The sequence below is a fragment of the Nocardia sp. NPDC051052 genome (assembly GCF_044456045.1).
Lineage (GTDB): Bacteria > Actinomycetota > Actinomycetes > Mycobacteriales > Mycobacteriaceae > Nocardia.
In genome coordinates this window covers 676,099-699,875 of record NZ_JBITFL010000005.1, presented here as the reverse complement: position 1 = coordinate 699,875, position 23,777 = coordinate 676,099, and the positions used below count along the sequence as shown (strand labels likewise).

Genomic DNA, 23,777 nt, shown 5'->3' with positions numbered 1-23,777 from the left:
TAAGTCGGGGCAAACTGAAATCGGCGCTGACGCGTCATCGACAAGGCCCCTGACGGATGTCGCCGAGTTGCCGCTGATTTACCAGCCTAGTGGCTATACTCCTCGCACGCGGCACCCGGCCCCATCGTTCGTATCGACACCGATTCCACGCACGACAGACTTTTCCCACGTCAGATGGTTCTTAAAAGGTTCTGCGGGACTTCAGGAATGGCGCTGCACCGGTACAAGATGTGAACAATGAACGGTTCGCGACAGTAACCAGATGATGCCTGCAGCCAATATCAAGATCGAGTCAAGAAAGATCAAAAACCTTGCCACGCAGGGTGGTTGGCATGTGTATGCTTTGGATTCATCACGTCCCCCACTATGCGGTGGGGGTATGGGCGAAGGCGGTGTCGGTGTGGACGTAAATAAGATCCAGATACGGCGCGCGGCCATTGCCGCGATCGCTCTGGGTGTGCTGGCGCTGGGGATAACCGGGCTGATCGACCGACTGTTGCTCGGTACCTTCATGTGCGCGGGACTCGCGGTCGGTTGGTTGAATGCCCAACTCACCTTGTGGGCCATCACCCGAATTGCCAGTTCCGAAGCCCCGAGCAAGCAGCGTTTGGTAGGTTCCTCCGCGCTACGACTGCTCGGCATTACCGCCGTCGCCCTCCTGGTGGCTTTCCTCGCGCGCCCCAACGGCGTCGGTATCTTCTTCGGCTTGGCGCTCTTTCAAGTCGCCCTGGTCCTCAACACTGTCCTGCCTGAATTGAAAGGGCTTCGCCAGACACCATGACGATCCCAGCCATTTCACTTGCCCAGCTCACCTCGAACGTCACGCTCCTCGCGCAAGAGGCTCCCGCCGAGGAACCGAAGATCAAGGTCGGCCACCACGCGGTCGCGCATGCCTTCGGTATGGCCTTCAATGTCGACACCATCGTGTCGACGACGGTCGCCGCGCTCATCGTGCTCGGGCTGGCCTTTTTCCTGCGCCTGAAGATCACCTCCGGGGTGCCCAACGGCGTCCAGCTGTTCTTCGAAGCCGTGACGGTCCAGATGCGCACCCAGGTGGAAAGCGCCATCGGCATGAAGGTCGCGCCGTTCGCGCTGCCGCTCGCGGTCACCCTGTTCGTCTACATCTTGCTGTCGAACTGGCTGTCCGTGCTGCCGGTGCAGATCGGCGACGGCGAGTTGCTCGCGCCGCCCGCCTCCGACGTCAACTTCGTCTACGCGCTCGCGTTGTTCGTGTTCCTCGCCTACCAGTCCGCCGGCATCGCGCGGCGCGGTCCGTTCGGACACGTGAAGCAGCTGCTGAAGGGACACACCGGCTGGGGCCCGATGGTGTTCATCAACGTCATCGAGGAAATCGCCAAGCCGCTTTCGCTGTCACTGCGATTGTTCGGAAACATGTTCGCGGGCGGCGTCATGCTTTCCGTGATCACGTTGTTCCCCTTCTGGATCAGCTGGGGCCCCAATGCCGTCTGGAAACTGTTCGACTTGTTCGTCGGCGCAATTCAGGCTTTCATCTTCTCGCTGCTGACAGTCCTGTACTTCAGCCAGTCGATGTCGTTGGAAGACGAACACTGATCGGTGAGTTGCCGATTCAGTCCACATCCGAGAATAGGAAGTAGAAAATGGCAGACCCAACCACCGCGTCCATCATCCAGGGCGCCCTCATCGGCGGCGGCATCATCATGGCCGGCGGCGCCATCGGCGCAGGCATCGGTGACGGCCTGGCAGGCGCGGCGCTGATCAATGGTGTGACCCGTCAGCCGGAGGCCGAGGGTCGGTTGCGCGGCATCTTCTTCCTGACCGTCGGTCTGGTCGAGGCGGCGTACTTCATCAATCTAGCCTTCATGGCACTCTTCGTATTCGCGACTCCCGGCAAGTAACCGGGTATGTCTCCGAGAACCGATGTAGTTGCCGCGGAGAACTTCCTTATCCCCAACGGCACCTTCTTCGTCGAGTTGCTGATCTTCCTGATCGTGCTCGGCGTCATCTGGTTCTTCGTTGTTCCACCGATCCGCAAGGTGCTGGAGGAACGCGAAGAGCGGGCCGCAGAAACCCTGGCGACGACCAAAGAGGCGAGGCAGTTGTTCGCCGAGGCCGAAGCCAAGCATCAAGCGGCACTGGAGAAGACGCGGTCGGAGGCGGCCGCGATCCGGAGCAAGGCGCGCGCCGAGGGCCGGGACATTCTCGAGGAAATGCGCGGGCAGGCGCAGCAAGAGGCCAACGGCATCGTCGCGGAGGCTGAAGCGCAATTGCGGGCGCAGGCGGATCAGATCGCCGCGGAGTTGCGCGAGACCGTCGAGCCACTCGCTCGATCGCTGGCCAACCGCGTGGTCGGTGTCGATGAAGAGCGGCGGGCCGAGACGAGTCGAGGCCAGCAGACAGGACGGGCGTCGTCATGACTCCTAGCAGCGACATCCTTGCCGAAGGCATCTACCAGATCCATTTCGAGTGGCAGGTGTTCTTCAGCCAGCTGCTCGGCTTCGCGGTCATCGTCTGGTTCATGGTCAAATACATTGTGCCGTGGGTCAAAAAGATTATGGCCAAGGCGCAGGGCGATATTCGGAAACAGATCGAAGAGAACGAGCAGGCCTCGGCTCGGCTCAGCAAGGCCAAGAAGGTATACGACGAGGGCATGGCCGAGGCGAAAGCCGAACTCGCCCAGCTGCTCGAGGACGCGCATGCCGACGCCGAGAACATCGTGGTGAAGATGCGGGAGACCGCTGCCGCCGAGGTCGAACGGGTCGGCAAGCAAGGCCGCGACCAGATCGAGCTGATGCGCAGGCAGCTGATCCGCGACCTCAAGGCCGACTTCTCCAAGCAGGTGATGGCGCACACCACCGAGAGCGTGCGCGAGCAGGTCCAATCGCCACAGATCAAATCCGATGCCGTCGAAAAGTTCCTGGACGACCTCCAGGCGATGGCGAACACCGGATCGTCCGGCCGGACCCGCACTCAGTCCCAGTGGAACTGACAACCCACCCTCGACGGATCTGAGCCCCACTCGCAAGACTCGAGCGGGGCCCTCCGGCAATGAAAATCGCTCGGCCTGCTGCGGCTGCGGTCATTATGCTGGCGCTTGTTCGAATACTGCCATGCCGTTATGGATCGGAGCTCAATAATGACGGAGGCAACACCCACGCTGTATGAGTGGGCCGGTGGCACAGCGGCTTTCGAGGCGCTTACCGAGGTTTTCTACCGCGAGGTGCTGAAGGACGAGCTGGTCGGACCGCTGTTCGCCGGCATGGATCCGGGACATCCGAAATACGTCGCGATGTGGCTGGCCGAAGTCTTCCGCGGCCCCCAGACCTACAGCACCGAGCGCGGCGGCTACGCGCATATGGTCCGCCAGCACCTCGGCAAGGCGATCACCGAAGCACAACGCCGCCGGTGGGTGAACCTGCTGATGGATGCCGCCGACGAGGTGGGCATGCCCAACGACCCCGAGTTCCGCTCCGCCTTCTTCGCCTACATCGAATGGGGCACCCGCCTCGCCCACTCGAACTCCCAGCCCGATGCCACGCCGCCGCTGAAAGCGCCGATGCCACACTGGGGTTGGGGCGAAGCGCCGCCCTATCAGCCCTGAGCTAGCTGAAGTAGTCCCGGAACAGGATCTCGCTGACCTTGGTGACGGTCTCCTTGCCGACCTGGTAGCCGTCGTCGACCACCTGGGTGTTGTTCATGATGGCAACGGTGAATTGCTCACGCGGCCCGACGAACCCGACGGAGTTCATCAGCCAGGAGCCGTCGTCGTTGTCGTCGGACCAGCCGTTCTTGTTCCCCGGTGCCGCCTTGTCGCCCGCGCCCCACACACCCCACCGCTGGTTGGTGTCGAGCGAGTCGCCGCCGTCGACCGAGCGCATCTCGCCGACGAGGTAGTCGCGGTGCCGGGCGGGCAGCTTCTCCAGCACGAAGTCGATGAGCTGCTCGAGATCGTTGGCGGTGGCCTGGATCCACCCCCAGGAGTCCGGGTGCCCGCCCGCGAATTTGATGCCCGCCATGCCGAACGACCGGAACCGCGGCGCGAACGACTTCTCGCCGCCGTAGCGCTCCCACAGGGTCGTCGCCGCGTCGTTGTCGCTGGCATGCAGCATCCGGTGCATCAGCTCGCGGTCCTCGTCGCCGAGCGTGATCGAGCCGAGGTCGTCGCGCAGCAGCAGGTCCACCGCCATCGCCAACTTCGGCGTGGAACAGGCCCAGATCGGGGTCGCCGCATCCGCATTGCGCCATACCGCGCCCGTGCGGCGGTCGCGCACCACGATCCCGGTGAACCCGGGACGGCTCTTCGCGTAAGCCTCGGCTTGCGCGATGCGGGATTTGAACGCGGGATCGAAACCGCGCGGAGCGCCGATCGCCTCGCGGGCGGGGCCCGCGCGGACCGGCGTCTCGTGCGCCGCCCCGCGCGGCTCGTACATCAGCGCGGCCGCGACGAGCGAACCGGCGACCAGTAGGCCGGACAGCACCAGGGGAACCCTCGACTTCCGCATGAACGTCCATCCCTCGCTTGGTCGCTAGACGGGCTGTGTCATTGGACAAAAATGCAGGTCACCGGCAGTGCTCGATGTCCAGCATCTTTCCCAGCGGACCGCGCCGGAGCAACCCGACACTCGGCAGCGGCGGCAATTCGCGTCGGCATGTCGGTGCCCCCGACAGTAGGGGCACTATTTTTACTCTCCCCGAATCACGTGAAACTTAGTAACACGCACCGACATCGGCCCGATTTCCAGTTAGTCATCGCAGGTTCGCGGATGGAGGACCGCGCGCGTGCTCCGGGCGACCGGCGCAGTTGCGAAGACACCGCAGTACGGGCTAACTACATACCGACCACACCGATTCCGGGGGTTCACTTGAACGTCAAGTCATGGGCTTTTGCCGCACTAGCCGCCAGCGTCGTCCTCGGCGCGACCGGCTGCGGTTCCAGCTCCACACCGCAGGCGGCGACCAGGACGCCGATCCCGTCGGCCGCTCCCGCGACGCCCGGCACACCGGGTAACGCACCTGGCCCGGCGCAGCCGGGCGAGGCCGACCAGCCAACCAACTCACCGCAGACGCGACCGAACGCACCCGAGGTCGACACCGCGCCGCCCGCGAGCGTGCCGGTCGATCAGCGGGAACCCGCACCCGCCCCGCCACCGCCGCCCGCGAACCCAAGCCCCTACGGCAGCGGGCACGGACTGTGCTTCGACCTGAACTCCGAACTCGCGCACACCTCGGTAGGCCGATTGGCGCCGAACGCCGGCGGCTACCCGTGGACCATCGTGGAGGGCAGCACCGACCCGATCTCGGCGGGCTGCTCCGGCGTCCTGTCCTACCTGTTGGTCGATTGGAACGGCAGTCACCCCGGCTACCACGTCTTGTTCTTCACCGACGGCAAGTACCTGGGGACGGCGACGTCGAAGTACTACGGCTACACCACGATGCTCGGTAAGACCAGGAACACCGTTTCGGTCCAATACCGTTGGGCCAAGCCCGAAGACGCGCTGTGCTGCCCGTCCGGCGGACCGAGCAACGTGACGTTCACCTTGAACGGCTCCTCCGTCACGGCACAGGGCCAGTTCCCGCCGAATCCGGACAAGTAACCAGCTGGTCCTCGCAGGTACGCGGACCGAGGACCGCGTACCTGTGAGGCCAGCGGACCTCAGTACACGAAAAGGCCCCCGCCCCTGCATGATCGGAGCGCGGGGTCTTTCCCTGTGTCCCAATCAGTGTGCGGCGTCGCCTTTGAGCTGGAGCAGGCCGAGGGAGTTCTTGCTCGGGTCCTCGAACCAGGCGGCGAGGGCGAAGCCGACGTCGGCGATGCCGTCGACCGTGTTCAGGTCGGCGAATTCGAGGATCTCGACGCCGCGGGTACGCAGCCCGGCGACCTCGGCGGCGATGTCATCGACGCGCCAACTCACCTTGGTCGCTTCGTCTTTGGTGCCGACGCTGCTCTTGGTGACCACGAGCCTGCTGTCGCCGCCGCATCCGAAGGTGATGAATTGTTCGCCGTCTTCGAAGAGCACTTCCAGGCCGAGGGTCCGCCCGTAGAACTCCCTGGCGACCTCGAGATCGGTGACCAGCAGCAGCGCGTCGACCGGTTGTGTACTCAGCATGCCAAACCTCCAGGTAGATCATTGATTTCAGCGGCGAAGCCAGGGTCCGAGCCTGTTCGTGAGCGCGGGCATGATCGCCCACGTCATCGCCGGGATCGTCAGTCCCATGGTCAGCAGCATGCCGAGCGGCACCGGCCAACCGCCGGTCAGCGGCCGCAAGACGATGCCGAGGATCAGCACCGTCGGGTACAGCGCGACCAGCGTGATCACGGCCATCTTCCAGCGCTTGGGTGGAATCGGCGGTGCGTAACCGGAATTGACGAACCAGCCCTCCCATCCGTCGACCGCCCGCACCGATTCGGTGCCACCGTCGTCGAGCAACTCATCGAGCCGCGCGACAAGCCGATGCCGCTCCGCGGACTCCATCCAGGCCTGATGTTCTTCGTGGCTCCGATATCGGAAAATCATCTGATAGACGCCGCCCGAATCGGGCCGCAACACATCGCAGCCCAGATGCCCCGCATACCCTCGCGCAGCGGTGATTATCTCGTGCAGAATTCCCTCGAACCGAGCCACCTTGTCCGCAGGCACCTTTCGGCTGACCTGGGTACTGACGGGCTCCAACTGACCTGCCACCGAACTCACAATGCTCGAAAATCGTCGACGGCGTTCCGGCGACGTTACATGATTACATTGCAATACAATGCGCGACAAGGCTTTTACCTGGCTGTTCTCCGAGAGCGTAAGCCTCGCCTGGGCCCGGCGGTCCTGTTATCCAGGTTTCACCGGGAGGGCGGTGTTCGCTCCGCCAACGCGCTTAGCAGTGTGAGGTCTCGGCGGAAGGTATGGGCGAACAGCGGTGCGAACAGGCGCATTCCGGTCGCACCCGCCAGGCCGAGCGGAGGTTGTAGGCGCTCAGTCCAGTCGAGCCGGGTATGTCCATGGGACTGCGCCGTCAGCCGAATGTCGCCGCGGCCCTTTACCCAGCCCAGGTGCTCGATTCCGAGATGGCCGGGATTCGATTCGTCCGGTGGCTGCCAGATGTCGACGCGGATTCGGTCGCGGGTGGCGATTCCGGCGATGCGCACGGTGGTCGCTACCGTCACGCCGACGCCGGCGCGCAGCGGCGATGTCACCTCGAAATCGGAGGCTTCGCGCATCCACTCGCCCTGGTTCTCCCAATCGGTGAGCAATTCCCAGAGTCGTTGCGGCGCAGCCGAAATGTCGGCGCCGACGGTCACCACCACGGGACGCATCAGTTAAGTCACCGCCCGATCAATGCCGCGACGGCCTTGGGTGCGGCGAGCCATTCGCGGAGGTTGTTGCGTATCAGCGTCATTCGACGGCAGTCGCAATAGGCGGTGACGCCGTCGGCGTCGATGCCTTCGGCGCGGCACAGCGCGACCGCTCGTGGCACGTGGCGGTACTGAGTGACGATGATCGCTCGATCGATCCCGAAAAGCCGCTTCGCGCGTTCGCACGTGGCGCGGGTAGACAAGCCTTCGCCGTCGGATCGCACGAGCGCGGGATCTACTCCGTGGTCGGCGAGATATTTTGTCATCGAGGCGATCTCGTCGCCTGAGGTACCGGCCGCATCACCGGACACCAGGATCTCGCGAGCCTTTCCAGCGTGCAGGAGCTCGATCGCGACATCGAGCCGTCCACGCAGATACGCCATCGGCGCACCGTCGGGGCCGACCTTTGCCCCGGGCACGATCACGACCGGCACCGTCGGCGCGGCGCCGGGGCCGAACCGATGGCCCGACGACACCGTCCACAGCCGGACATTCGCGCCGACCACGACCAGCACCAGTCCCGTCGCCGCGACCACGATCACGCCGAGCAGCCTGCGCTTCCTCGCACCGTTCGGTAGCTTCCGATCCTCTACCACAGCAACCTCTTTCCAGTCGGTCCACAATGCACGTGCCTGCTCGCTATCGCTGGTCGAGGACAGGAACGGGCAGTGGTCGCCGCGGCACCGGCTCGGACACGACGATCGAGGTGGTCGTCTGGCCGAACATGAGGAACCCGTCGAGCAATTCCTCGAGCTCACCGATCGACGGCCCGTGCACCTTGAGCAGGAAGCAGTCCTCGCCGGTGATCCGGAAGCACTCGACCACCTGCGGTGTATCCCGGGCCGCCGCAACGATTTTGGGGAGCTGGCCGGGTCCGGGCCGGATGCGCACCAGCGCGGTCACCGGCATGCCGAGGGCGGCCGGGTCGACCTCCATCCGGAAGCCGGTGATCACGCCGAGCCGTGTCAAGCGCTGCACCCGCTCGGTGACCGCGGGCGCCGACATGCCGACGCGGCGGGCGAGTTCGGACATGGACAGTCGCGGATCGGCGTGCAGTTCGTTGAGCAGCCGGACGTTCACCTCATCTAGCAGGCGTGATCGCTCGGTGAAGGAATCTTGGCCATTTGGCCTTAATTTTCCAGACAACTCACGCCAACTTCCTGAATAGTGCCATTCCGGTCGCGGGTATTTCTTTGGAAGATACTCCGCATGATCACACCGTCCGAGATTACGGCTTCGCGGGTGCCTGCCTCGGCCTACTTCGGCGTCAGCGCGATCTTCCACTATCTCGGCCCCGCCCTCGCCGTGGTGCTGTTTGCCCGGGTGGACGTGCTCGGCGTGGTCTGGCTCCGGATCGCAAGCGCCGCAGTGGTGTTCGCGCTGTGGCGGCGGCCGTGGCGGCTGCTCGCGCGCCGCACCCCGGCGCAGCGGCGGCTGCTGCTCGGGCTCGGGGTGCTGCTCGCGGCCATGAACACGGCGTTCTACCTGGCCATCGCGCGGCTGCCACTGGCCACCGTCGGCGCGATCGAGTTCTTCGGCGTAATCGTGCTCGCCGCCATCGGAATGCGCAACGGCCGCAACGTGATCGCCCTCGTGCTCGCCGTGGGTGGGGTGCTCGCGTTGACCGACATCCAGTTCGCCGGTGCGCCGCTCGGGTTCGTTTTCGCGGTGGTCAACTGCGCACTCTTCATGCTCTATGTGGTTCTCGGCCACCGCATCGCCAACACCGGCGCCGGGATCTCCGGGATCGACCAGATCGGCGCCGCGATGCTGATCGGCGCGCTGGTCGCGACGCCGTACTGCCTCGGCGCCGCGGTCCCGGCCTTCACCAGTCCGGCGGCGCTGCTGGCCGGAATTGGCGTTGGCATCTGCTCGTCGGTCATCCCCTACGTGACCGACCAGCTCGCCATGGCCCGATTACGCAGGCACACCTTCGCGCTGATGCTGAGCCTGCTGCCCGCGGTCGCGACAGTGATCGGGATCGTGGTGCTCGACCAGGTCCCCACCGTCCAAGAGCTGATCGGCATCGCGCTGATCGCCGGGGGCGTCTCGATCCACCAGCAAGCACAGGAAAACAAGGAGAACTGATGGAATACCTTCGGTTGGGCACATCCGGCCTGGTCGTGTCCCGGCTCTGTCTCGGCATGATGAGCTACGGCACTCCCGTCGCCCGGGATTGGATACTCGACGAGGATGCCGCGGCACCGATCGTCCGGCAGGCCATCGAATCGGGAGTGACGTTCTTCGACACCGCGGACATGTACTCGGGCGGCGTCAGCGAATTGGTCACCGGGCGGTTGCTCGCCAAGCTTTTCCCCCGCCGCGACGACTACGTGCTGACCACCAAGGTCTACTACCCGATGGGCGCGGGTCCGAACGACAAGGGCTTGTCGCGCAAGCACATCCTGGCCGCCATCGACGCCTCACTCGACCGGCTCGGCGTCGATCACGTCGACCTGTACCAGATTCACCGCTGGGACAACGAGACGCCGATCGAAGAGACCATGCACGCGCTCAACGACGTGGTCGCGGCCGGCAAGGCCAGATACCTCGGCGCGTCGAGCATGTTCGCCTGGCAGTTCGCCAAGGCACAGCAGGTCGCCGAGGCACACGGCTGGACGAAATTCGTCTCGATGCAGAACCATTACAACCTCGTCTACCGCGAGGAGGAACGGGAGATGATCCCGCTCTGCCTGGACCAGGGCGTCGGCATCATCCCGTGGAGCCCGCTGGCGCGGGGACTGCTGGCAGGCACCCGCGAGCGCGGCGGCGGACCGACCACCGCGCGATCCGGCGCCGACCCCATCGCCGACGCCATGTATACCGACGACGACTTCGAGGTGGTCGACGCGGTGCGCATAGTCGCCGCCGCCCGCGCCCTGCCGCCAGCGCAGATCGCCCTGGCCTGGCTACTCGGTCGGCCCGGGGTCACCGCGCCGATCATCGGAGCGACCAAGATGAAGCACCTGGCGGACGCGATCGCCGCAACGCGGATACGGCTGAGCGAGGACGAGGTGGCCACGCTGCAGGCACCGTATCGTCCGCACGCCGTGCTCGGCCACCACTGACCCGCGGCTGATACCTGGCCGGTGTGGCTCTCAGGTCTGGCTCGATACCTCTTGTGCCGCAGTATCTTCGGGCTCAACCGGCTTGTCCGACCGTGACCTGGTGATCGCCACACCGGACAGGCACAGCAGCCCACCGACCACGGCCAGTGGCCCCGGGACCTCGTCGAGCGCGATCCAGGCCATCAATATCACCAGGGCGGGGACGGCGTAGGTGGTCACGCCCATCTTCCCCGCTGTGCTGCGAGACAGCGCGTATGCCCAGGTGGTGAACGCCAAAGCGGTCGGAAACACGCCCAGGTACACCAGGCTCGATATCGAGGACAGCGGGGCTTCGGCGGCCTCGGTGAACAGCTGGCCCGCGAACGGCAAGCAGGCGATGGTGCCGATGACGCACCCGCCGGTGGTCACCTGCAACGCGGACGCGTGCGCCAGCGCGGGCTTCTGCGCGACGACCGCGACCGCCCAGGCCAGTGCGGCGGTCAGGCACAGGATCACACCGAGCACCGCGGCACTGCCGCCATTCGAATTCGACAGCCCGACCACGACCGCTCCGGCGAACGCCACCGCGATCCCCGCCATCAACCGCGCCGGAAAGCCTTCCCGCAGCACCAGTCCGCTCAACACCGCGATCAAGATGGGACCGATATTGATCACCATCGCCGCCGTACCCGCGTCGACATGCTGCTCACCCCAGTTCAACGCCACCATGTAGACGCCGAACCACAGCACCCCGGACACGAGAATCCCGGGCCAGGCAGCACGGGCAGGCATGCCCTCACCCCGGACGAGCAGGATCACCACCAGCGCGATGGCACCGGTCAGCAACCGCCCCAACGCCAGCGCACCCGGCGAAAAGTCTTCCCCCGCAGCACGAATGAACACAAAGGCCGAAGCCCACAGCACCACGGTGACCGCGGCCGCGACTACGGCCTTGCGATCGCCCGAGCGAACGACTTGCTCCATTTACCGAACGCTAGATCACCGACGCCGGTAACTCACGCGGTTTTCGGACACCGCGGCTGTCGTGCTTGTCGACTTACAACCAAGGCACGCCCGCCCGAAACAGCACGTTGGCGTAGGGCCGCGCCTCACCGGTGCGAACGACGAAGCGGCACTGGCCGATCCGCCGCTTGAACTCCTCGTGCTCGAGCAACTCGGCATGCCACCGAGTCGTCAGCAGGTCGGCCGCCTCCGGGTTCGCGGCGACCACGTCGGCGCTGCCCCAGGCGGCCTCGACGGCGACCTCATCGAGGATCAGCTCGACCATCGGCGCGAATCGCGGCATGCCGTAGCTGATTCCGAGGTCGATCACCGGCACGCCGGGCGGCACGGGCAGGCCCGAGTCGCTGACGGCGAAGGTGTCGGTGTGGCGGAGGGCGACGAGTGCCGACATCAGTTCGGCGTGAATCAATCCACCGGTACGCAAGGTGCTTCCCCTCTGGTTGTGGCGAGACTCGAGTCGGCGGGCGGCAGCGCGGCGAGCGCCGCGACGACCTGCTCGCGAGTGGGATAGGACGTGTGGGTGCCGGGCGACTGGACGGACAGCGAGGCGGCTGCCGTGGCGTAGGCCACCGCCGCACCCAACTCGGCACCATCGGCCAGGGCGGTCGACAACGCGCCGACGTACGCGTCACCCGCTCCGGTCGAATCCACCGAGTTGACCTGCGGCGCGGGCTGATACGTGACTTCGATGGACTCCGCCGTTCGCCGGGCCAGGATCGAACCGGCCGCGCCCAACGTGACGACGACCGACACCGCTCCGCGCAAGCACAGCGACCGCGCCGCTCGACCCGCTTGTTCCCTGGTCTCGGTCGGTGCGCCGCTGACCGTGGCCAACTCGTACTCGTTCACCACGAGCGGATCGCACCGGCGCAGCAGTGCATCGCCGAGCGCTGCCGCCGGAGCCGCATTGAGAACGAATCGGCGGGCCAGTCCCGCGGCCCAGGTAACCACCGTCAGCGGTATCTCGAGCTGTGCGACAACCACATCCGCCGATCCGAGCAGTTCGGCCTCGGCCAGCACCGCCAGTTCGGCGTCGGATTCCCAGGCGAAGTTGGCACCGGGGTCGACCACGATCTGGTTCTCCCCCGCGGCGACCGTGACATAGGCCCGGCCGGTTCGCTCACCCGGAACCTCCCGCAGCCCAACCGTTTTCACCCCGGCCTCGGCCATCGAGCTGAGGAGAGGCGCCGCGGCCGAATCACCGCCGATCCGCCCGACGAACTGCACACTCCCGCCCGCCTTCGCCGCGGCGACCGCCTGGTTGGCTCCTTTACCGCCCGGATTCGTCCGCGCCCCGATCGCCAGCACGGTCTCCCCCGGGCCGGGCAGTCTCGCCACCTCGCAGACCACATCTTGGTTCACCGATCCGATGACCGTGATCCACCCGGTCACGAGACCTGTTGTTCCACAGCGGGCTTCGCCTCCAGATTGCCCGGCGCGGCCCCGGTGATCAACGCGACGAGCCGATCACCATCGATCTCGCCCACCCGATGCGCGGCCACCGAGCGACCGCGCCGCAGCACCACCACGTTGTCGCAGACGCGCATCACCTGCGCCAGATCATGACTGATGATCAGCACGGTCACCCCGCGATCGCGCAGCCCGCGCACCAGCTTCTCGACGGCGGCGGTCTCCCGCACGCCCAGCGCGGCGGTCGGCTCGTCCATGATCACCATCGACTTGCCCCAGGCGACCGCACGGGCGATGGCGATACTCTGCCGCTGGCCACCGCTCATCCGGCGCACGGTGGTGCGGACCGAGGGCACATCCACATCGAGATCGCGCAGGATCTCCCCGCTCTTGCTGATCATCGCCTTCCGATTGACGATCTTGATCGGCCAGGACGGGTAGACGAGCTCCCGGTTCAGAAAGAGGTTCTGCCACACGGTCAGATCGTCGATGAGGGCGAGATCCTGGTACACGGTCTCGATGCCCATCTTGCGGGCGCCCTCCGGCGAGCCGAGCCGCACCGGCGCGCCACGGAACAGGATTTCCCCCGAATCCGGTGGCTGCACGCCGGTAAGACAGCGCACCAGAGTGGATTTACCCGCCCCGTTGTCACCGACGAGCGCGGTGACCTCCCCTTCCGGAATGGTCAGGCTGACATCGTCGAGCGCGCGGACGGAGTCGAACGACTTCGTCAGGCCGCGCGCCTCCAGCATTGGTTCGGTCATGACATGCCTACTTCCGGAATCGCGAAATAGCCGCTGCGAGAAGCAATACCGCACCCACCGCGATCGGTTGGTAGTACTGCGAGATGCCCAGGATGGTGAACCCGTTGATCAGCGAGGTGAACAGGATCGCGCCGCATACGGTGCCGAGCACCGACGCCTTGCCGCCGCTCAACGACGAACCACCGAGCACCACCGCGGCGATCGAACTCAACAGGTAGGTGGTCTGCAGGGACGGGTCGGCGCCGCCGTTGCGGGCGACCAGCATCACCCCGGCGACGCCGCACAGCAGCCCGCAGGCGCTGTAGGCGAGCAGCCGGATCCGGCGCACCGGAATGCCGGTCTCCCTGGCCGAGTCGATATTGCCGCCGGTGGCAAGCAGGTGCGTGCCGACCCTGGCCCGGAACAGGATGCCCGCCACTCCGAGCGCCGCGACCAGCGCGAGCAGCCAGAACCAGCGCAACGGTCCGGCGCCGTCCAGCGCGAGGCTCTGCAGGAACGGCGAATTCACCGCCACGCTGTTGCCGCTGGTGAGCAGCAAGGTGCAGCCGCTGAGCACGCTCAACGAGCCGAGCGTCACGACGAAGTCGGTCATCTGGAAGTGCCCGATCAGCACCCCGTTGATCACCCCGACCAACAGGCCGCCCAGAATCGCCACCACGATGCCGGTCGTCACCGGATACCCGTGGCTGGTGAAGTAGCCGAGCAGCGCCGCCGACCATGGCAGCGTGGCGCCGACCGACAGGTCGATGCCGCCGACCACCACCGCGAACTGCTGCCCGAGCGCGAGCACGGTCAGGATCGTCGACGCGACGAGCAGATCGTCGATGTTACTGGCGGTCAAGAAGTTCGGCGTGGCGATGAAGAATCCGAGCCACACGATCACCAGGGCGATCGGCGCCGCGTAGTCGGCGAGCTTGGTCGGGATGCGCCGCGCACCGAGCCGGCCGGGCGCGGCGCGGGCGACGTCGGTCATGACATTCACTTGGTCACCAGCCCGGCCAGCGGATTGTCGAATGTGGTGATGGGCCGGGGGAATGCGGCGATCTGCTGATCGACATTGTCCGAGCCGATGAACGCGATCGGCGCGACCACCCGGTCCGGGATGGCCTTGCCCTGATGCTTCGCCAGGCAGGCCTGGATCGCGAGTTCGCCTTCGGCGTACGGGTATTGGGTCACGGTGCCGTGCAGGGTGCCCGCCTTGACCGCGGCAAGCGCGGCCTGGATGCCGTCCACCGAGATCACCTTGACCTGCCCGGTTCGGCCGGCGTTCTTGATCGCCTGCGCGGCACCGAGTCCCATGGTGTCGTTGGCCGCGAAGATGCCGGTGATGTCCGGATGCGCCTTCAGGATCGCCTCGGTGACCGTGAGGCCCTTGTCCTGCTCGTAGTCGGCGGGTGCGCGCTGCACGATCTCCAGCTTGCCCGCGACGGCGTCGGTGAAGCCCTTGTCCCGGTTGATGCCGTTCTGCTCACCGGCAATGCCTTGCAGCACAATCACTTTGCCGCTGCCGCCGAGCGCGTCGAGCATCTTCTCGCCCGCGATCTTGCCGGCCGCGAGGTTGTCGGAGCCGATGAAGCTCGCGTAGTCGACGCCGGCCTGCTTCGAGGCGTTCGCGTCGATCTGGGTGTCCAGGTTCAGGATGGGAATGTTCTTGCGGGCCACCGGAACCAGCGGGGTGATCACGTTGGTCGCGTTCACCGGCACCACGGCGAAGCAGTCGTAGCCCTGCGCCGCCAGCGTGGAGATCTGGGCGTTCTCGCCGTCCGCGTCGGTCTCGGACTGCCCCGCCTGCACCGCGACGTCGACCCCGAGCCGCTTACCCTCCGCCATCGCGCCGTCGCGCAGCGCCGCCCAGTAGGGGTTGGTGAAGTTGCGGGTGACTACGGCGATCTTGAAGTCGGACGAGGCGTCGCCGCCGCGGCCACATCCGGCGGTGAGGGCCGCCGCGCTGACGAGGGCCAGGGCCACAAGCCCGATCCGGTATCGAGTGCTCATCTGGTATTCGACCTATCCTGTACGAGTTCAACTCGTGTTGACAACACGAGTTGATGTGTAGTGTGTGACCCGCATCACGAGACTGTCAAGGGGTTCTTCGGCAGCTCGCACGAATTGCCAGCACGACAGGAGTGACCCGATGGCAGTCACCCGAGCCGACGTGGCCCGGCTCGCAGGCACCTCACCGGCGCTGGTGAGCTACGTCCTCAACGACGGCCCGCGCAGCGTCGCGCCCGCGACCAGGGCCCGCATCGAAGCCGCCATCGAGCAGCTCGGCTACCGGCCCAACATGTCCGCGCGCAGCCTGCGGATGAACCGCGGCCATGCGCTCGGGATGGTCATTCCCGATGGGGCGAACCCGTTTTTCGCCGAGCTGTCCGCGGTCGTCGAGGCGGCCGCGTTCGCGCGCGGCTTCCCGCTGATCGTCGGGAATGCCGCCGGCGACGAGGCCAGGGAGCGCGCGTATGTCAGCGCGTTCATCGACCGTCGAGTCGAAGGGCTGCTTGCGATTTCGTCGTCCTGGGAGTCGGGCATCGCCGACGCCTGCGCGGCGGCCGACATGGCGTTGGTCGCGGTGGACCGGATCATCGATCCGGCGCGCTGCGCGCACGTCATGTGCGATTCCCTGGCCGGAGCGCGAATTGCCGTGGAGCACTTGATCTCCCATGGACATCGCGATATCGCCTGCCTCAGCGGGCCGCACGTGTCGACCGCCGACGAGCGGGTGGCGGGCTATCGGCAGGCGCTACACGACGCGGGGCTGCCCGAAAGCGTGGTCGTGCGTGCCGAATTCGGCGGCGCCGCGGGCTATCACGCGCTCGACGAGCTGATGCGCGGCGCGACCACGCCCACGGCGGTGTTCGTAACCAGCGACCTGCAGGCAATGGGCATGCTGCGGGCGGCCTACGACGCGAACCTGCGCGTCCCTGACGATCTCGCGATTGTCGGGTTCGACGGCATCGAATACGCCCGCTACACCAGACCCGGCCTGACGACCATGGTCCAGCCGACCCGGAAGATGGGGGAACTCGCGGTCGAGCTCTTGCTGAAGCAGATCGACACCGGATCGGCCGAGCCGGGCGTGGTCAGCCTCGGCGCGGAATTGACGACCCGTGGCTCCTGCGGCTGTGCGGATGATTTCTGAGCTATCCACCTGGCGCGCAAGGCATTACGCGATACGGGCGCTGCTGCTGAGATCGCCGTCGAGTAGCGCCGTGCCGAGGGTCGTCACCTCGTGCCGCATGGCATTGCGGTGCCGCCAGCTGTCGATCAGCCCGGCCTCGCGCAGGATCGACGCGTGCTCGCTCGCGGTCGCGGGCGAAACCCCCAGTCGGCGCGCGAGTTCGGTGGTACTGCAGCCTTCCGCGATCACCTGCAGTGCGGCGGCGCGAGTCCGGCCGAGCAGGGCGGTCAATGCCTCGTTGGTCGCGCGCGGGCCCCACGCCGCCGCGAAATCACCGATGTCGCGCAGCACCGGAACGATCACCATCAACGGTCCGTCCTTGTCCATGACGGAGTGCAGGGTGAGCGGTTCGGGCCAGGCGAACAGGGACGGGATGATTACCAAGCCGCGACCGTCGAGCCGCTCGTCGTGGCAGTGGATTTGCCTGTGCACCTGCAGCGCGGGCGCGCGCCAGGTCACGTAGGGCGCCAGCCCGGCGAACAGTTGCTCGACGCCTTCGGTGGCGATGGTTCGAGCCATCCGTTCGGCGGCCATTTCCAGGTAGGACTGGATGTGCGCCCAGCGCCCGGCGAACGCCACCGAGTGGAAGGCCTCCACGGCATCCGCGACACTGCGGCGCGCGGTGCCGTCCCGGCCTGCCAGCTCCATCGTCCATGCGGGCAAGGGTGACTGACCTTTTTCCGCGCGGCGGCGGATGACACCCTCCACCTCGAGCCGGAGCTCGTCGCGGGACGCCAGCTGCAGCGCTTCGATGCCCGCCGGCATCGAGCGTGCGCCGAGGGTGGGCGTGATCAGGTCCAGGAACGAATCATCGGCGGGCAGGATGTCGGCGAGCACCCCGAAATTGGCCGGGATCGCGCCGCGCACCTGACGGCGCCAGCCCGCGAAACCGGCGACATTGCAGCGCTGCACCACCCGGGTGGCCAGCATCGTTTCCGCGATCGCGCCGAGGGGAGCCCCGATGCGGACGCGCATCAAATCGTCCGGCGTGAAATAGATCCGCTTCATCCGCGGCTACCTCGCCTTCGTTCGGACGGCCGGCCTCGCCTGATCCCCGCCCCGCTTCGATACCGCAAGCGGCACCTCCTCACAAAGAACCTCGCCACCGTACCGCGATCATCGGATCCACCCGCAGCAAAAGCTCGTTGGCACTCTGCGGCACCGCCCTTGCCTTCGCTACCGGCTCGTCCGGATGCGCCCGCGTCGATTCCAACCATCGCAGCCCCCGCTTCCATTCCGCCACCACGCTGTCGGCGATCCGCGCCAGCGCGACACCACCATTGGACTGCACCGCTACGTCTTTCATCATCTTCGCACTCCTCGTCGTCACTGCTCAGAGCCTATGAAGGCGCAGGGGGCACGGTCACCATGATTCGGTTCAGGCCGAAACACCGAGCAACCGCGGGGCCGTCAGCCTGCGGGTCACCGTGCACGGGCGCGAGGCACACGTCGGGCAGGCGACCTTCGGCATCAACTCGTTCCAGCGCATGGTGCGGATCGCGGTACCGCTGGAGAAGTACGTCCGCACGATGCGGGACAAGCACACGGCGTTCGCGATGGACGATAAGGACGCGCTCGGCTCGATGGTCGTCGGCGGCGGGCTGTCCGGCGGCGGGTCGAACTTCAACGTGGTTCCCGGTACGACCTGGTTCACCATCGACAGCCGGTTCAATCCCGAGGAGGACCTCGAAGTCGAACTGAAGAACCTGACGACGATCATCGAGACCGCCGCCGACGGCATCGGTGCCGAGGTGAGCGTGGAACTGACTCAGTTCCAGCCCTCGGCGAGTACCGATCGAAACCATCAGGCCGGACATGCTCTTGCTCAATGCATCTCGCGGGTGACCGGCGCGGAACCATCGTTCGAGATGTGCGCCGGCATCCTGGACACCCGGTGGTACGCCCAGCTCGGCATCCCCGCCTTCGCCTATGGCGCGGGCCGACTCGATGTCTCACATGGGCCGGACGAGTATGTGGACGAGCAGGAGATGCGTTCGGCCGCAGCCGTTTACGCACTCTATGCGCAGGAGCTGTTGCGGTGAAGCTGAATGGCGGCGTGATCGCCTGCTGGTACACCAAGAACAACACGCGGTGGGAGACCCGCGCCGAGCACCTGCGGCAGAGACGTTCGGGCCGCCGCTCCAGTCACCCGCCGATCGGACGGCTCGGACTTTCCGCCAGTCGTTGACCCGGTCGGCGGGCGACTCGGGCCATAGTGGACGCATGGGTAATAAGACGACGGTCGCGGCGGTGTTCGAACCCTTGGCACGGGCCGCGCTCGGGGCGCACCCGTCGGTGCGGTTCGAGTTCTGGGACGGCAGCTCGATCGAACCCGAGGGTGCGAGCGCCGGGACGATCCGCATCAACTCCAAGGACGCCCTGAGCCACATGGTGTGGGCCCCAGGCGAACTCGGTATCGGCCGGGCCTTCGTATCCGGCATGGTCGACCTCGACGGCGACATCTTCACGATCCTTCGATCGCTGGCGTCGACCGCGCCCGGCGATGCCAAGCTCGGCGCCGTCGCGGCGTGGCAGGCCATCGGCGCGGCCAGGCAGCTCGGCGCGCTCGGGCGGCGTCCGGAGTTGCCGCCGGAAGAGGCGCGGCCCCAGCGCGGACCGTTGCACACCAAACGGCGGGACGCCGCGGCGATCAGCCACCACTACGACGTCGGGAACGACTTCTATCGGCTGGTGCTCGGGGAGAGCATGACGTACTCGTGTGCGCGCTTCGTCGCGGACGGCGACGACGGTCAGGTCGGCGCGAACAGCACCGTGTCCTTGGCGGATGCCCAGCGCGCCAAGCACGATCTGATCTGCCGCAAGCTCGATCTGCAGCCGGGGATGCGGCTGCTCGACGTCGGGTGCGGCTGGGGATCGATGGCGATCCACGCGGCCTCGACCTACGGCGTGCAGGTGGTCGGTGTGACGATCAGCAGTGCCCAGATCGAGCTGGCGCGCAAGCGGGTCGCCGACGCGGGGCTGTCCGCGAACGTCGAGATCAGGCTGTCCGACTATCGCGATCTGCGCGGTGAGCAGTTCGACGCCATCTCCTCGATCGGCATGTTCGAGCACGTCGGCACCAAGCGGGCCGCGGCGTACTTCGAGACCTTGCGTGCCATGCTCCGGCCCGAGGGACGACTACTCAACCACGCGATCTCCTCCGCGGGCGGGTCCGTGATGGGCGGTCGCTCGTTCGTCGGCCGCTACGTCTTTCCGGACGGTGAGCTGGTCGACGTCGGCGAGGTCGCGTTGGCGATGGAGCGGGCCGGATTCGAGGTGCGCGACGTCGAGGCGCTGCGCGAGCACTACGCGCTGACGCTGCGTGCCTGGGTCGCCAATCTGGAAAGCGCTTGGGATCAAGCGGTTTCGCTCGCCAGCGAGGGGCGCGCCCGGATCTGGCGGCTGTACATGGCCGCCTCGGCGCTGGGTTTCGAGGACGGCGGGCTCGGGCTGCACCAGGTGCTCGGCGTAGTGCCGGATTCGCAGGGGCACACCGGAATGCCGGGAACCCGGCGCTCCTGGATGTGAGCGCCGGGCCCGGCGAATTCAGGAGCGGGTGCGCACCGGTTCGCCGCGATACCGGGACCGACCGCCATTGATCCGCAGCAACCGCCACGTCAGCTTGGCGGCCGGGTTCATCAACCCGATATCGGACGCGAGCATCCGGGCTTCACCGAAGAAGTCACGGCGGCGAGCGCGCGCTTCTGCGCTGCGCCAGAACAACTCTCGGCGAATGCGCAGCGGAATGTCGAACTCGCGGAACAGGGAACGCGGCGGCTTCACGATCAGGTCGCAGGCGATGAACATGATGATGGGGTAGGCCAGCGACAGCGTGCCACGTTGCACGCGGCCCAGTTCGGGCACCCGGTGGCGCAGGTATTCGTGCGCGAAGGCGATGTGGCGCGCCTCCTCGGCGATGTGGATCCGCATCACGTCGCGCATGATCGGGTGCACGTTTTCCCCCGCGCGCAGCACCGACTTCTGCACGTGGTCGATGGGCTCCTCGCCGGCCAGGACGGCGACGAAGAAGGTGGTCGGGAAGAACCGGCCGAGCAGCGGCACCAGCGGGCCTGCCATCTTCATGAACCGGCTCATCCCCGGCACGTCCGCGCCGATCCGGTTGACCATCTCCTGGAACATCAGGGTGTGGTTGATCTCCTCGGCGACCTCGTGATTGAGGTAACGGAATTCGCCGGATCCGTTGGGCACCACGGCGAACAGATAGTTCATCACGCCGCCGATCAGCACCTCTTCGAACTGCAGCCCCACCTTCGCGACGTTGGCCTGCCGCCACATCCCGATCTCGATCCTGCGCGCCTCGGACTGCGCCAGATACCAGGGATGCGCACCGAGCGGATCACTGTCCGCAGGCAGAATCCAGCGCGGATCGTTCGGCACCACCGCCCACTCCGGCGCATCCCAATCGATCTCGGTATACGGATCGAAGTGCTTGTTCACCGACCCTTCGGAGAGCGTCGTCAGGATCCCCGCGTACGCGCTACGCGCCGCGGTCCCAGACGGCGCCGTTGCCGACTTTGTAGCCATGACGTCTACCTCATATCCAGTCGAGGTTAATGTGACACACGTTTACAGTAACAGCCTGTCTCACTCATATCTAGCGCGAAAAACAACCGAGTGGTTGGCCGAGGGGAAGACATACGGTAGCTCGGGTGTTGCCTGGGTGGGGGTCGAGACGAGACTGAGGATGAGCGTGCGGGTCGAGATTTGGACCGATATCAACTGTCCGTTCTGCTACCTGGGTAAGGAGCGGTTCGGGCAGGCGTTGGCGGAGTTCGCGCATGGCGACGACGTCGAGGTGGTGCATCGGTCGTTCGAGTTGGATCCGAGCCTGGCCGCCGACGAGTCGGGGCCGGTGATCACGAAGATCGCGCAGAAGTACGGGATCAGCGAGACGCAGGCCGCGGCCAACGAGCGCGGTATCGGGGCGCAGGCGGCCGAGCTCGGGTTGCCGTATGTGACCGAGGGGCGCGACTACGGCAGTTCCTTCGACATGCATCGGCTGCTGCACTTCGCGTTGGCGCAGGGTAAGCAGGAGGAGTTGCTCGACGCGCTCTATCGCGGGAATTTCGCGGAGCAGGAGTCGCTGTTCGGTGACCATGAGCGCCTGGTGCGGCTCGCGGTCGACGCGGGACTCGACGAGTCGGGCGTGCGCGCGGTGCTCGCCGATCCGCAGGCCTACGCCGACGCGGTGCGGGCCGACGAGCGGGAAGCGGCGCAGCTCGGGGCGACCGGCGTTCCGTTCTTCGTGATAGACCGCAAGTACGGCGTCTCCGGCGCGCAACCCGTCGCGGTGTTCGCGCAGGCACTCGATCAGGCGTGGGGCGAGCGCGAACCGGTTATCCAGACGATCGGCGGCGCGGACGCGTGCGGTCCGGACGGATGCGCGCTGCCTGCCCGCGACTGACCTTGCCGGACAAGCGAATCGCCCCTGATCGATAGCTACCGATCAGGGGCGATTGCGGTCTGACTACGCGCAGTTGCTGGGGGCAGGCTTGCCGCTGTATCGACCGTCGAGCCAGTTCAGCATCGAGGGGAAGCCGACGACAGCGGTGGTCAGGTGATCCGGCGAGGGGAAGAGCTCGGATTCCACTCGCACGCCCGCGCGGCAATAACGGTTGACCGTGTTCGCGATCGCGTCCAGCGGGATCAGGTTGTCCTGCGGGGAATGCCATTCGAAGATCGGCGCGTCGGGCACACCGCCGTAAAGCTCGACGCTGTTCTCGTCCGCCACCGCCCACGCCTTCGGATCATGAGCCATCACATTATCTTTCGCGTAATCGTCGAAGGTGTGTCCGGCGCCACGCGCGATCAGGTCATTGGTGCAGCTGTTGGCGATGTCCCTGGCCGCGGCGAGCCCGCGCTCGCTCAGGGCGTCGGTGATCGGCAGCCGGTCCGGGTACTCCCGCTCCAGGCCGAGCACGGCGGCGAAGCCGAGGCCGAAGGCCGGGTGCTGGTTGTGCCCGATGGCCCAGCCCATCGTCTGCAGGTTCATCGGCACACCACCCTCGGCGGCGCCGACGATGTTCAACTCCGGCGCGTACTTCGGCGCGAGCGCGGCGGCCCAAGCGGTCGCCATGCCGCCACCGGAGTAACCGGCCAACGCCACCGGGCTCTTCCCGAGGCTGAGCTGCGACAGTCGTTGGGCGGCGCGAACACCGTCGAGGGTGATCTGGCCACCCAATTTCGCCGCGCCGTAAGCACTGTTCGGGCCGAGGTGATCGGGCAGGGCGACGGACCAGCCGCGCAGCAGCGCGATGTTCAGCGCCGGCGCGAACGGGACGATGAAGTTCGTATCGTTGGCGTAGAGCCCGTGCGAGATCGCGCACTGGGTGCCGAGCCCGTTGATGATGTGCTGGAACGACAGCAGCGGCGCGTCCGCGCGGTGGCCGGCCGGGGTCAGCACCGTGGTGGTTGCCGCGATCGGCTTGCCCTGCGAGTTGGTCGAGCGGAACTTGATCAGGGTGACCGAGGCGTTGGGGAAGAAGAACAGCGGCGGCATCGGGCGGCTGTCCAACACGTCACCGTTGGCCCTGCTGCCGATGTCGGCCGGCGCGGCGTAGAACGGGTCCGGGTCCGGGTTCGGCCAGATCGGCTGGGCGTTTGCGGTGGCGGCGCCCGTGGTGGCCATGACCGCGCTGATCGTCAGCGCGCCGAACGCCGCGAGGATCGGTCTGAGTTTCGTGCCACCGGTTGCCAACCGAAAAAGTCGTCTACCCACTGGGCTATACCTCCACTGCATCGCGAGAATTTCAGGTGATCCGGTGAACTGCATTTCACGGGCGCGAAACGACAATAGTCATCGAATCACCACTTGTCGTGGGCGTGCCGGTGCGAAAGTGTCGCAGATTACATGCCGGTCTTAATACGAATTAAAGTTGCGCTACGCCCACTGTGCGGCAATGCTCACGGTGTCGGCTTTTTGCGCAACAAGCTTGCTGGCCAGGGGTTTTCGTCATTGATCCGAACACCCATGACCTTGGCAAAAAAGATCCGTCGGGCACTGTGTAGGCCCA

At 66.2% G+C, this 23,777-nt stretch carries 29 protein-coding genes and 1 pseudogene; 14 read left to right on the top strand and 16 right to left on the bottom strand.

Annotation, left to right across the window (positions count from 1 at the left end; translation table 11 throughout):
* Nucleotides 1-262 precede the first annotated feature (262 nt).
* The 6 genes from ACIBCN_RS21000 to ACIBCN_RS20975 all read left to right on the top strand — a co-directional run bounded on the left by ACIBCN_RS21000 (nt 263) and on the right by ACIBCN_RS20975 (nt 3,580).
* A complete protein-coding gene (locus ACIBCN_RS21000; RefSeq protein WP_396993259.1) occupies nt 263-781 on the top strand; it encodes a hypothetical protein in 519 nt (172 codons plus the stop codon).
* Nucleotides 778-1,572 carry a F0F1 ATP synthase subunit A gene (gene atpB, locus ACIBCN_RS20995; protein ID WP_396993258.1) on the top strand — a complete coding sequence of 265 codons (795 nt, stop codon included), beginning with the start codon at nt 778-780 and terminating at the stop codon, nt 1,570-1,572. The genes ACIBCN_RS21000 and atpB overlap by 4 nt, the downstream gene beginning before the upstream one ends.
* A gap of 47 nt (nt 1,573-1,619) precedes the next feature.
* Nucleotides 1,620-1,877, top strand: coding sequence for a F0F1 ATP synthase subunit C (locus ACIBCN_RS20990; protein ID WP_040742384.1), 258 nt, complete (start codon nt 1,620-1,622; stop codon nt 1,875-1,877).
* A gap of 6 nt (nt 1,878-1,883) precedes the next feature.
* Nucleotides 1,884-2,396: a F0F1 ATP synthase subunit B gene (locus tag ACIBCN_RS20985; protein ID WP_396993257.1), complete on the top strand. Its 513-nt coding sequence runs from the start codon at nt 1,884-1,886 to the stop codon at nt 2,394-2,396.
* Entirely contained in the window at nt 2,393-2,968 is a 576-nt protein-coding gene (locus ACIBCN_RS20980; RefSeq protein ID WP_396993256.1) for a hypothetical protein, read from the top strand. The genes ACIBCN_RS20985 and ACIBCN_RS20980 overlap by 4 nt, the downstream gene beginning before the upstream one ends.
* 147 nt (nt 2,969-3,115) lie before the next feature.
* A complete protein-coding gene (locus tag ACIBCN_RS20975) occupies nt 3,116-3,580 on the top strand; it encodes a group II truncated hemoglobin (RefSeq protein WP_396993255.1) in 465 nt (154 codons plus the stop codon).
* 1 nt (nt 3,581) lies between these two features.
* Here the strand turns inward: ACIBCN_RS20975 and ACIBCN_RS20970 are convergent, their stop codons facing one another.
* Nucleotides 3,582-4,481, bottom strand: a complete 900-nt coding sequence (locus ACIBCN_RS20970; protein WP_396993254.1) for a serine hydrolase — start codon at nt 4,479-4,481, stop codon at nt 3,582-3,584.
* Between the two features lie 360 nt (nt 4,482-4,841).
* Here ACIBCN_RS20970 and ACIBCN_RS20965 point away from each other — a divergent pair, with 360 nt between their 5' ends.
* Nucleotides 4,842-5,573, top strand: a complete 732-nt coding sequence (locus tag ACIBCN_RS20965; protein WP_396993253.1) for an LppP/LprE family lipoprotein — start codon at nt 4,842-4,844, stop codon at nt 5,571-5,573.
* 123 nt (nt 5,574-5,696) lie between these two features.
* On the opposite strand, the gene ACIBCN_RS20960 is transcribed toward ACIBCN_RS20965, so the two are convergent.
* From ACIBCN_RS20960 to ACIBCN_RS20940, 5 genes are all read right to left on the bottom strand, one after another.
* Nucleotides 5,697-6,086 carry a VOC family protein gene (locus tag ACIBCN_RS20960; RefSeq protein ID WP_396993252.1) on the bottom strand — a complete coding sequence of 130 codons (390 nt, stop codon included), beginning with the start codon at nt 6,084-6,086 and terminating at the stop codon, nt 5,697-5,699.
* Between the two features lie 27 nt (nt 6,087-6,113).
* Entirely contained in the window at nt 6,114-6,662 is a 549-nt protein-coding gene (locus ACIBCN_RS20955; RefSeq protein ID WP_396993251.1) for an antibiotic biosynthesis monooxygenase, read from the bottom strand.
* Between the two features lie 146 nt (nt 6,663-6,808).
* Complete coding sequence (locus ACIBCN_RS20950) at nt 6,809-7,282, bottom strand: SRPBCC family protein (RefSeq protein WP_396993250.1); 474 nt, start codon at nt 7,280-7,282, stop codon at nt 6,809-6,811.
* Nucleotides 7,283-7,290: 8 nt separating this feature from the next.
* Complete coding sequence (locus tag ACIBCN_RS20945; protein ID WP_396993249.1) at nt 7,291-7,917, bottom strand: vancomycin high temperature exclusion protein; 627 nt, start codon at nt 7,915-7,917, stop codon at nt 7,291-7,293.
* A gap of 43 nt (nt 7,918-7,960) precedes the next feature.
* On the bottom strand, nt 7,961-8,401 hold the full coding sequence (locus tag ACIBCN_RS20940) for an Lrp/AsnC family transcriptional regulator (RefSeq protein WP_396993248.1): 441 nt from the start codon (nt 8,399-8,401) through the stop codon (nt 7,961-7,963).
* Between the two features lie 129 nt (nt 8,402-8,530).
* On the opposite strand from ACIBCN_RS20940, the gene ACIBCN_RS20935 reads away from it, so the two are divergent.
* Nucleotides 8,531-9,409 carry an EamA family transporter gene (locus ACIBCN_RS20935; protein ID WP_396993247.1) on the top strand — a complete coding sequence of 293 codons (879 nt, stop codon included), beginning with the start codon at nt 8,531-8,533 and terminating at the stop codon, nt 9,407-9,409.
* A complete protein-coding gene (locus ACIBCN_RS20930; protein ID WP_396993246.1) occupies nt 9,409-10,389 on the top strand; it encodes an aldo/keto reductase in 981 nt (326 codons plus the stop codon). Before ACIBCN_RS20935 ends, ACIBCN_RS20930 begins: the two co-directional genes overlap by 1 nt.
* Before the next feature lie 30 nt (nt 10,390-10,419).
* Here ACIBCN_RS20930 and ACIBCN_RS20925 read toward each other — a convergent pair whose 3' ends face one another.
* From ACIBCN_RS20925 to ACIBCN_RS20900, 6 genes are all read right to left on the bottom strand, one after another.
* Complete coding sequence (locus tag ACIBCN_RS20925; protein ID WP_396993245.1) at nt 10,420-11,352, bottom strand: DMT family transporter; 933 nt, start codon at nt 11,350-11,352, stop codon at nt 10,420-10,422.
* 73 nt (nt 11,353-11,425) lie between these two features.
* Nucleotides 11,426-11,815, bottom strand: coding sequence for a D-ribose pyranase (gene rbsD / locus ACIBCN_RS20920; RefSeq protein ID WP_396993244.1), 390 nt, complete (start codon nt 11,813-11,815; stop codon nt 11,426-11,428).
* A complete protein-coding gene (locus ACIBCN_RS20915) occupies nt 11,797-12,783 on the bottom strand; it encodes a ribokinase (RefSeq protein ID WP_396993243.1) in 987 nt (328 codons plus the stop codon). Before ACIBCN_RS20915 ends, rbsD begins: the two co-directional genes overlap by 19 nt.
* Nucleotides 12,780-13,565 carry an ATP-binding cassette domain-containing protein gene (locus tag ACIBCN_RS20910; protein WP_396993242.1) on the bottom strand — a complete coding sequence of 262 codons (786 nt, stop codon included), beginning with the start codon at nt 13,563-13,565 and terminating at the stop codon, nt 12,780-12,782. The genes ACIBCN_RS20915 and ACIBCN_RS20910 overlap by 4 nt, the downstream gene beginning before the upstream one ends.
* A gap of 7 nt (nt 13,566-13,572) precedes the next feature.
* Nucleotides 13,573-14,538 carry an ABC transporter permease gene (locus ACIBCN_RS20905; protein ID WP_396993241.1) on the bottom strand — a complete coding sequence of 322 codons (966 nt, stop codon included), beginning with the start codon at nt 14,536-14,538 and terminating at the stop codon, nt 13,573-13,575.
* A gap of 5 nt (nt 14,539-14,543) precedes the next feature.
* Nucleotides 14,544-15,560, bottom strand: a complete 1,017-nt coding sequence (locus ACIBCN_RS20900; RefSeq protein WP_396993240.1) for a substrate-binding domain-containing protein — start codon at nt 15,558-15,560, stop codon at nt 14,544-14,546.
* 139 nt (nt 15,561-15,699) lie between these two features.
* On the opposite strand from ACIBCN_RS20900, the gene ACIBCN_RS20895 reads away from it, so the two are divergent.
* Nucleotides 15,700-16,704: a LacI family DNA-binding transcriptional regulator gene (locus ACIBCN_RS20895; protein ID WP_396993239.1), complete on the top strand. Its 1,005-nt coding sequence runs from the start codon at nt 15,700-15,702 to the stop codon at nt 16,702-16,704.
* 24 nt (nt 16,705-16,728) lie between these two features.
* Here ACIBCN_RS20895 and ACIBCN_RS20890 read toward each other — a convergent pair whose 3' ends face one another.
* The gene (locus ACIBCN_RS20890; RefSeq protein ID WP_396993238.1) at nt 16,729-17,751 is read right to left on the bottom strand and encodes an ArsR/SmtB family transcription factor; all 1,023 of its coding nucleotides are present in this window, start codon (nt 17,749-17,751) and stop codon (nt 16,729-16,731) included.
* A gap of 79 nt (nt 17,752-17,830) precedes the next feature.
* A complete protein-coding gene (locus ACIBCN_RS20885; protein ID WP_396993237.1) occupies nt 17,831-18,052 on the bottom strand; it encodes a hypothetical protein in 222 nt (73 codons plus the stop codon).
* Nucleotides 18,053-18,152: 100 nt separating this feature from the next.
* Here ACIBCN_RS20885 and ACIBCN_RS20880 point away from each other — a divergent pair.
* The 3 genes and pseudogenes from ACIBCN_RS20880 to ACIBCN_RS20870 all read left to right on the top strand — a co-directional run.
* Nucleotides 18,153-18,785: pseudogene (locus ACIBCN_RS20880) on the top strand (M20/M25/M40 family metallo-hydrolase); the annotation flags it as partial.
* Complete coding sequence (locus ACIBCN_RS20875; RefSeq protein WP_396993236.1) at nt 18,782-18,931, top strand: hypothetical protein; 150 nt, start codon at nt 18,782-18,784, stop codon at nt 18,929-18,931. The pseudogene ACIBCN_RS20880 and the gene ACIBCN_RS20875, both read left to right, overlap by 4 nt.
* A gap of 35 nt (nt 18,932-18,966) precedes the next feature.
* On the top strand, nt 18,967-20,271 hold the full coding sequence (locus ACIBCN_RS20870; protein ID WP_396993235.1) for a class I SAM-dependent methyltransferase: 1,305 nt from the start codon (nt 18,967-18,969) through the stop codon (nt 20,269-20,271).
* An 18-nt stretch (nt 20,272-20,289) separates the two neighbouring features.
* On the opposite strand, the gene ACIBCN_RS20865 is transcribed toward ACIBCN_RS20870, so the two are convergent.
* On the bottom strand, nt 20,290-21,288 hold the full coding sequence (locus ACIBCN_RS20865; protein ID WP_396993234.1) for a diiron oxygenase: 999 nt from the start codon (nt 21,286-21,288) through the stop codon (nt 20,290-20,292).
* 160 nt (nt 21,289-21,448) lie between these two features.
* Between ACIBCN_RS20865 and ACIBCN_RS20860 the strand changes: the two genes are divergently transcribed.
* Nucleotides 21,449-22,168 carry a DsbA family oxidoreductase gene (locus ACIBCN_RS20860; protein ID WP_396993233.1) on the top strand — a complete coding sequence of 240 codons (720 nt, stop codon included), beginning with the start codon at nt 21,449-21,451 and terminating at the stop codon, nt 22,166-22,168.
* A 63-nt stretch (nt 22,169-22,231) separates the two neighbouring features.
* Here ACIBCN_RS20860 and ACIBCN_RS20855 read toward each other — a convergent pair whose 3' ends face one another.
* A complete protein-coding gene (locus ACIBCN_RS20855; protein ID WP_396993322.1) occupies nt 22,232-23,392 on the bottom strand; it encodes a lipase family protein in 1,161 nt (386 codons plus the stop codon).
* Nucleotides 23,393-23,777 lie beyond the last annotated feature (385 nt).

Excerpts from the sequence above, each read along its gene's own strand:
- ACIBCN_RS21000 (WP_396993259.1), top strand. The coding sequence starts at position 263 with ATGATGCCTGCAGCCAATATCAAGATCGAGTCAAGAAAGATCAAAAAC.
- atpB (WP_396993258.1), top strand. The coding sequence starts at position 778 with ATGACGATCCCAGCCATTTCACTTGCCCAGCTCACCTCGAACGTCACG.
- ACIBCN_RS20990 (WP_040742384.1), top strand. The coding sequence starts at position 1,620 with ATGGCAGACCCAACCACCGCGTCCATCATCCAGGGCGCCCTCATCGGC.
- ACIBCN_RS20985 (WP_396993257.1), top strand. The coding sequence starts at position 1,884 with ATGTCTCCGAGAACCGATGTAGTTGCCGCGGAGAACTTCCTTATCCCC.
- ACIBCN_RS20980 (WP_396993256.1), top strand. The coding sequence starts at position 2,393 with ATGACTCCTAGCAGCGACATCCTTGCCGAAGGCATCTACCAGATCCAT.
- ACIBCN_RS20975 (WP_396993255.1), top strand. The coding sequence starts at position 3,116 with ATGACGGAGGCAACACCCACGCTGTATGAGTGGGCCGGTGGCACAGCG.
- ACIBCN_RS20970 (WP_396993254.1), bottom strand. The coding sequence starts at position 4,481 with ATGCGGAAGTCGAGGGTTCCCCTGGTGCTGTCCGGCCTACTGGTCGCC.
- ACIBCN_RS20960 (WP_396993252.1), bottom strand. The coding sequence starts at position 6,086 with ATGCTGAGTACACAACCGGTCGACGCGCTGCTGCTGGTCACCGATCTC.
- ACIBCN_RS20950 (WP_396993250.1), bottom strand. The coding sequence starts at position 7,282 with ATGCGTCCCGTGGTGGTGACCGTCGGCGCCGACATTTCGGCTGCGCCG.
- ACIBCN_RS20935 (WP_396993247.1), top strand. The coding sequence starts at position 8,531 with ATGATCACACCGTCCGAGATTACGGCTTCGCGGGTGCCTGCCTCGGCC.
- ACIBCN_RS20930 (WP_396993246.1), top strand. The coding sequence starts at position 9,409 with ATGGAATACCTTCGGTTGGGCACATCCGGCCTGGTCGTGTCCCGGCTC.
- ACIBCN_RS20925 (WP_396993245.1), bottom strand. The coding sequence starts at position 11,352 with ATGGAGCAAGTCGTTCGCTCGGGCGATCGCAAGGCCGTAGTCGCGGCC.
- ACIBCN_RS20910 (WP_396993242.1), bottom strand. The coding sequence starts at position 13,565 with ATGACCGAACCAATGCTGGAGGCGCGCGGCCTGACGAAGTCGTTCGAC.
- ACIBCN_RS20905 (WP_396993241.1), bottom strand. The coding sequence starts at position 14,538 with ATGACCGACGTCGCCCGCGCCGCGCCCGGCCGGCTCGGTGCGCGGCGC.
- ACIBCN_RS20900 (WP_396993240.1), bottom strand. The coding sequence starts at position 15,560 with ATGAGCACTCGATACCGGATCGGGCTTGTGGCCCTGGCCCTCGTCAGC.
- ACIBCN_RS20895 (WP_396993239.1), top strand. The coding sequence starts at position 15,700 with ATGGCAGTCACCCGAGCCGACGTGGCCCGGCTCGCAGGCACCTCACCG.
- ACIBCN_RS20890 (WP_396993238.1), bottom strand. The coding sequence starts at position 17,751 with ATGAAGCGGATCTATTTCACGCCGGACGATTTGATGCGCGTCCGCATC.
- ACIBCN_RS20885 (WP_396993237.1), bottom strand. The coding sequence starts at position 18,052 with ATGATGAAAGACGTAGCGGTGCAGTCCAATGGTGGTGTCGCGCTGGCG.
- ACIBCN_RS20870 (WP_396993235.1), top strand. The coding sequence starts at position 18,967 with ATGGGTAATAAGACGACGGTCGCGGCGGTGTTCGAACCCTTGGCACGG.
- ACIBCN_RS20865 (WP_396993234.1), bottom strand. The coding sequence starts at position 21,288 with ATGGCTACAAAGTCGGCAACGGCGCCGTCTGGGACCGCGGCGCGTAGC.
- ACIBCN_RS20860 (WP_396993233.1), top strand. The coding sequence starts at position 21,449 with ATGAGCGTGCGGGTCGAGATTTGGACCGATATCAACTGTCCGTTCTGC.
- ACIBCN_RS20855 (WP_396993322.1), bottom strand. The coding sequence starts at position 23,392 with ATGGCCACCACGGGCGCCGCCACCGCAAACGCCCAGCCGATCTGGCCG.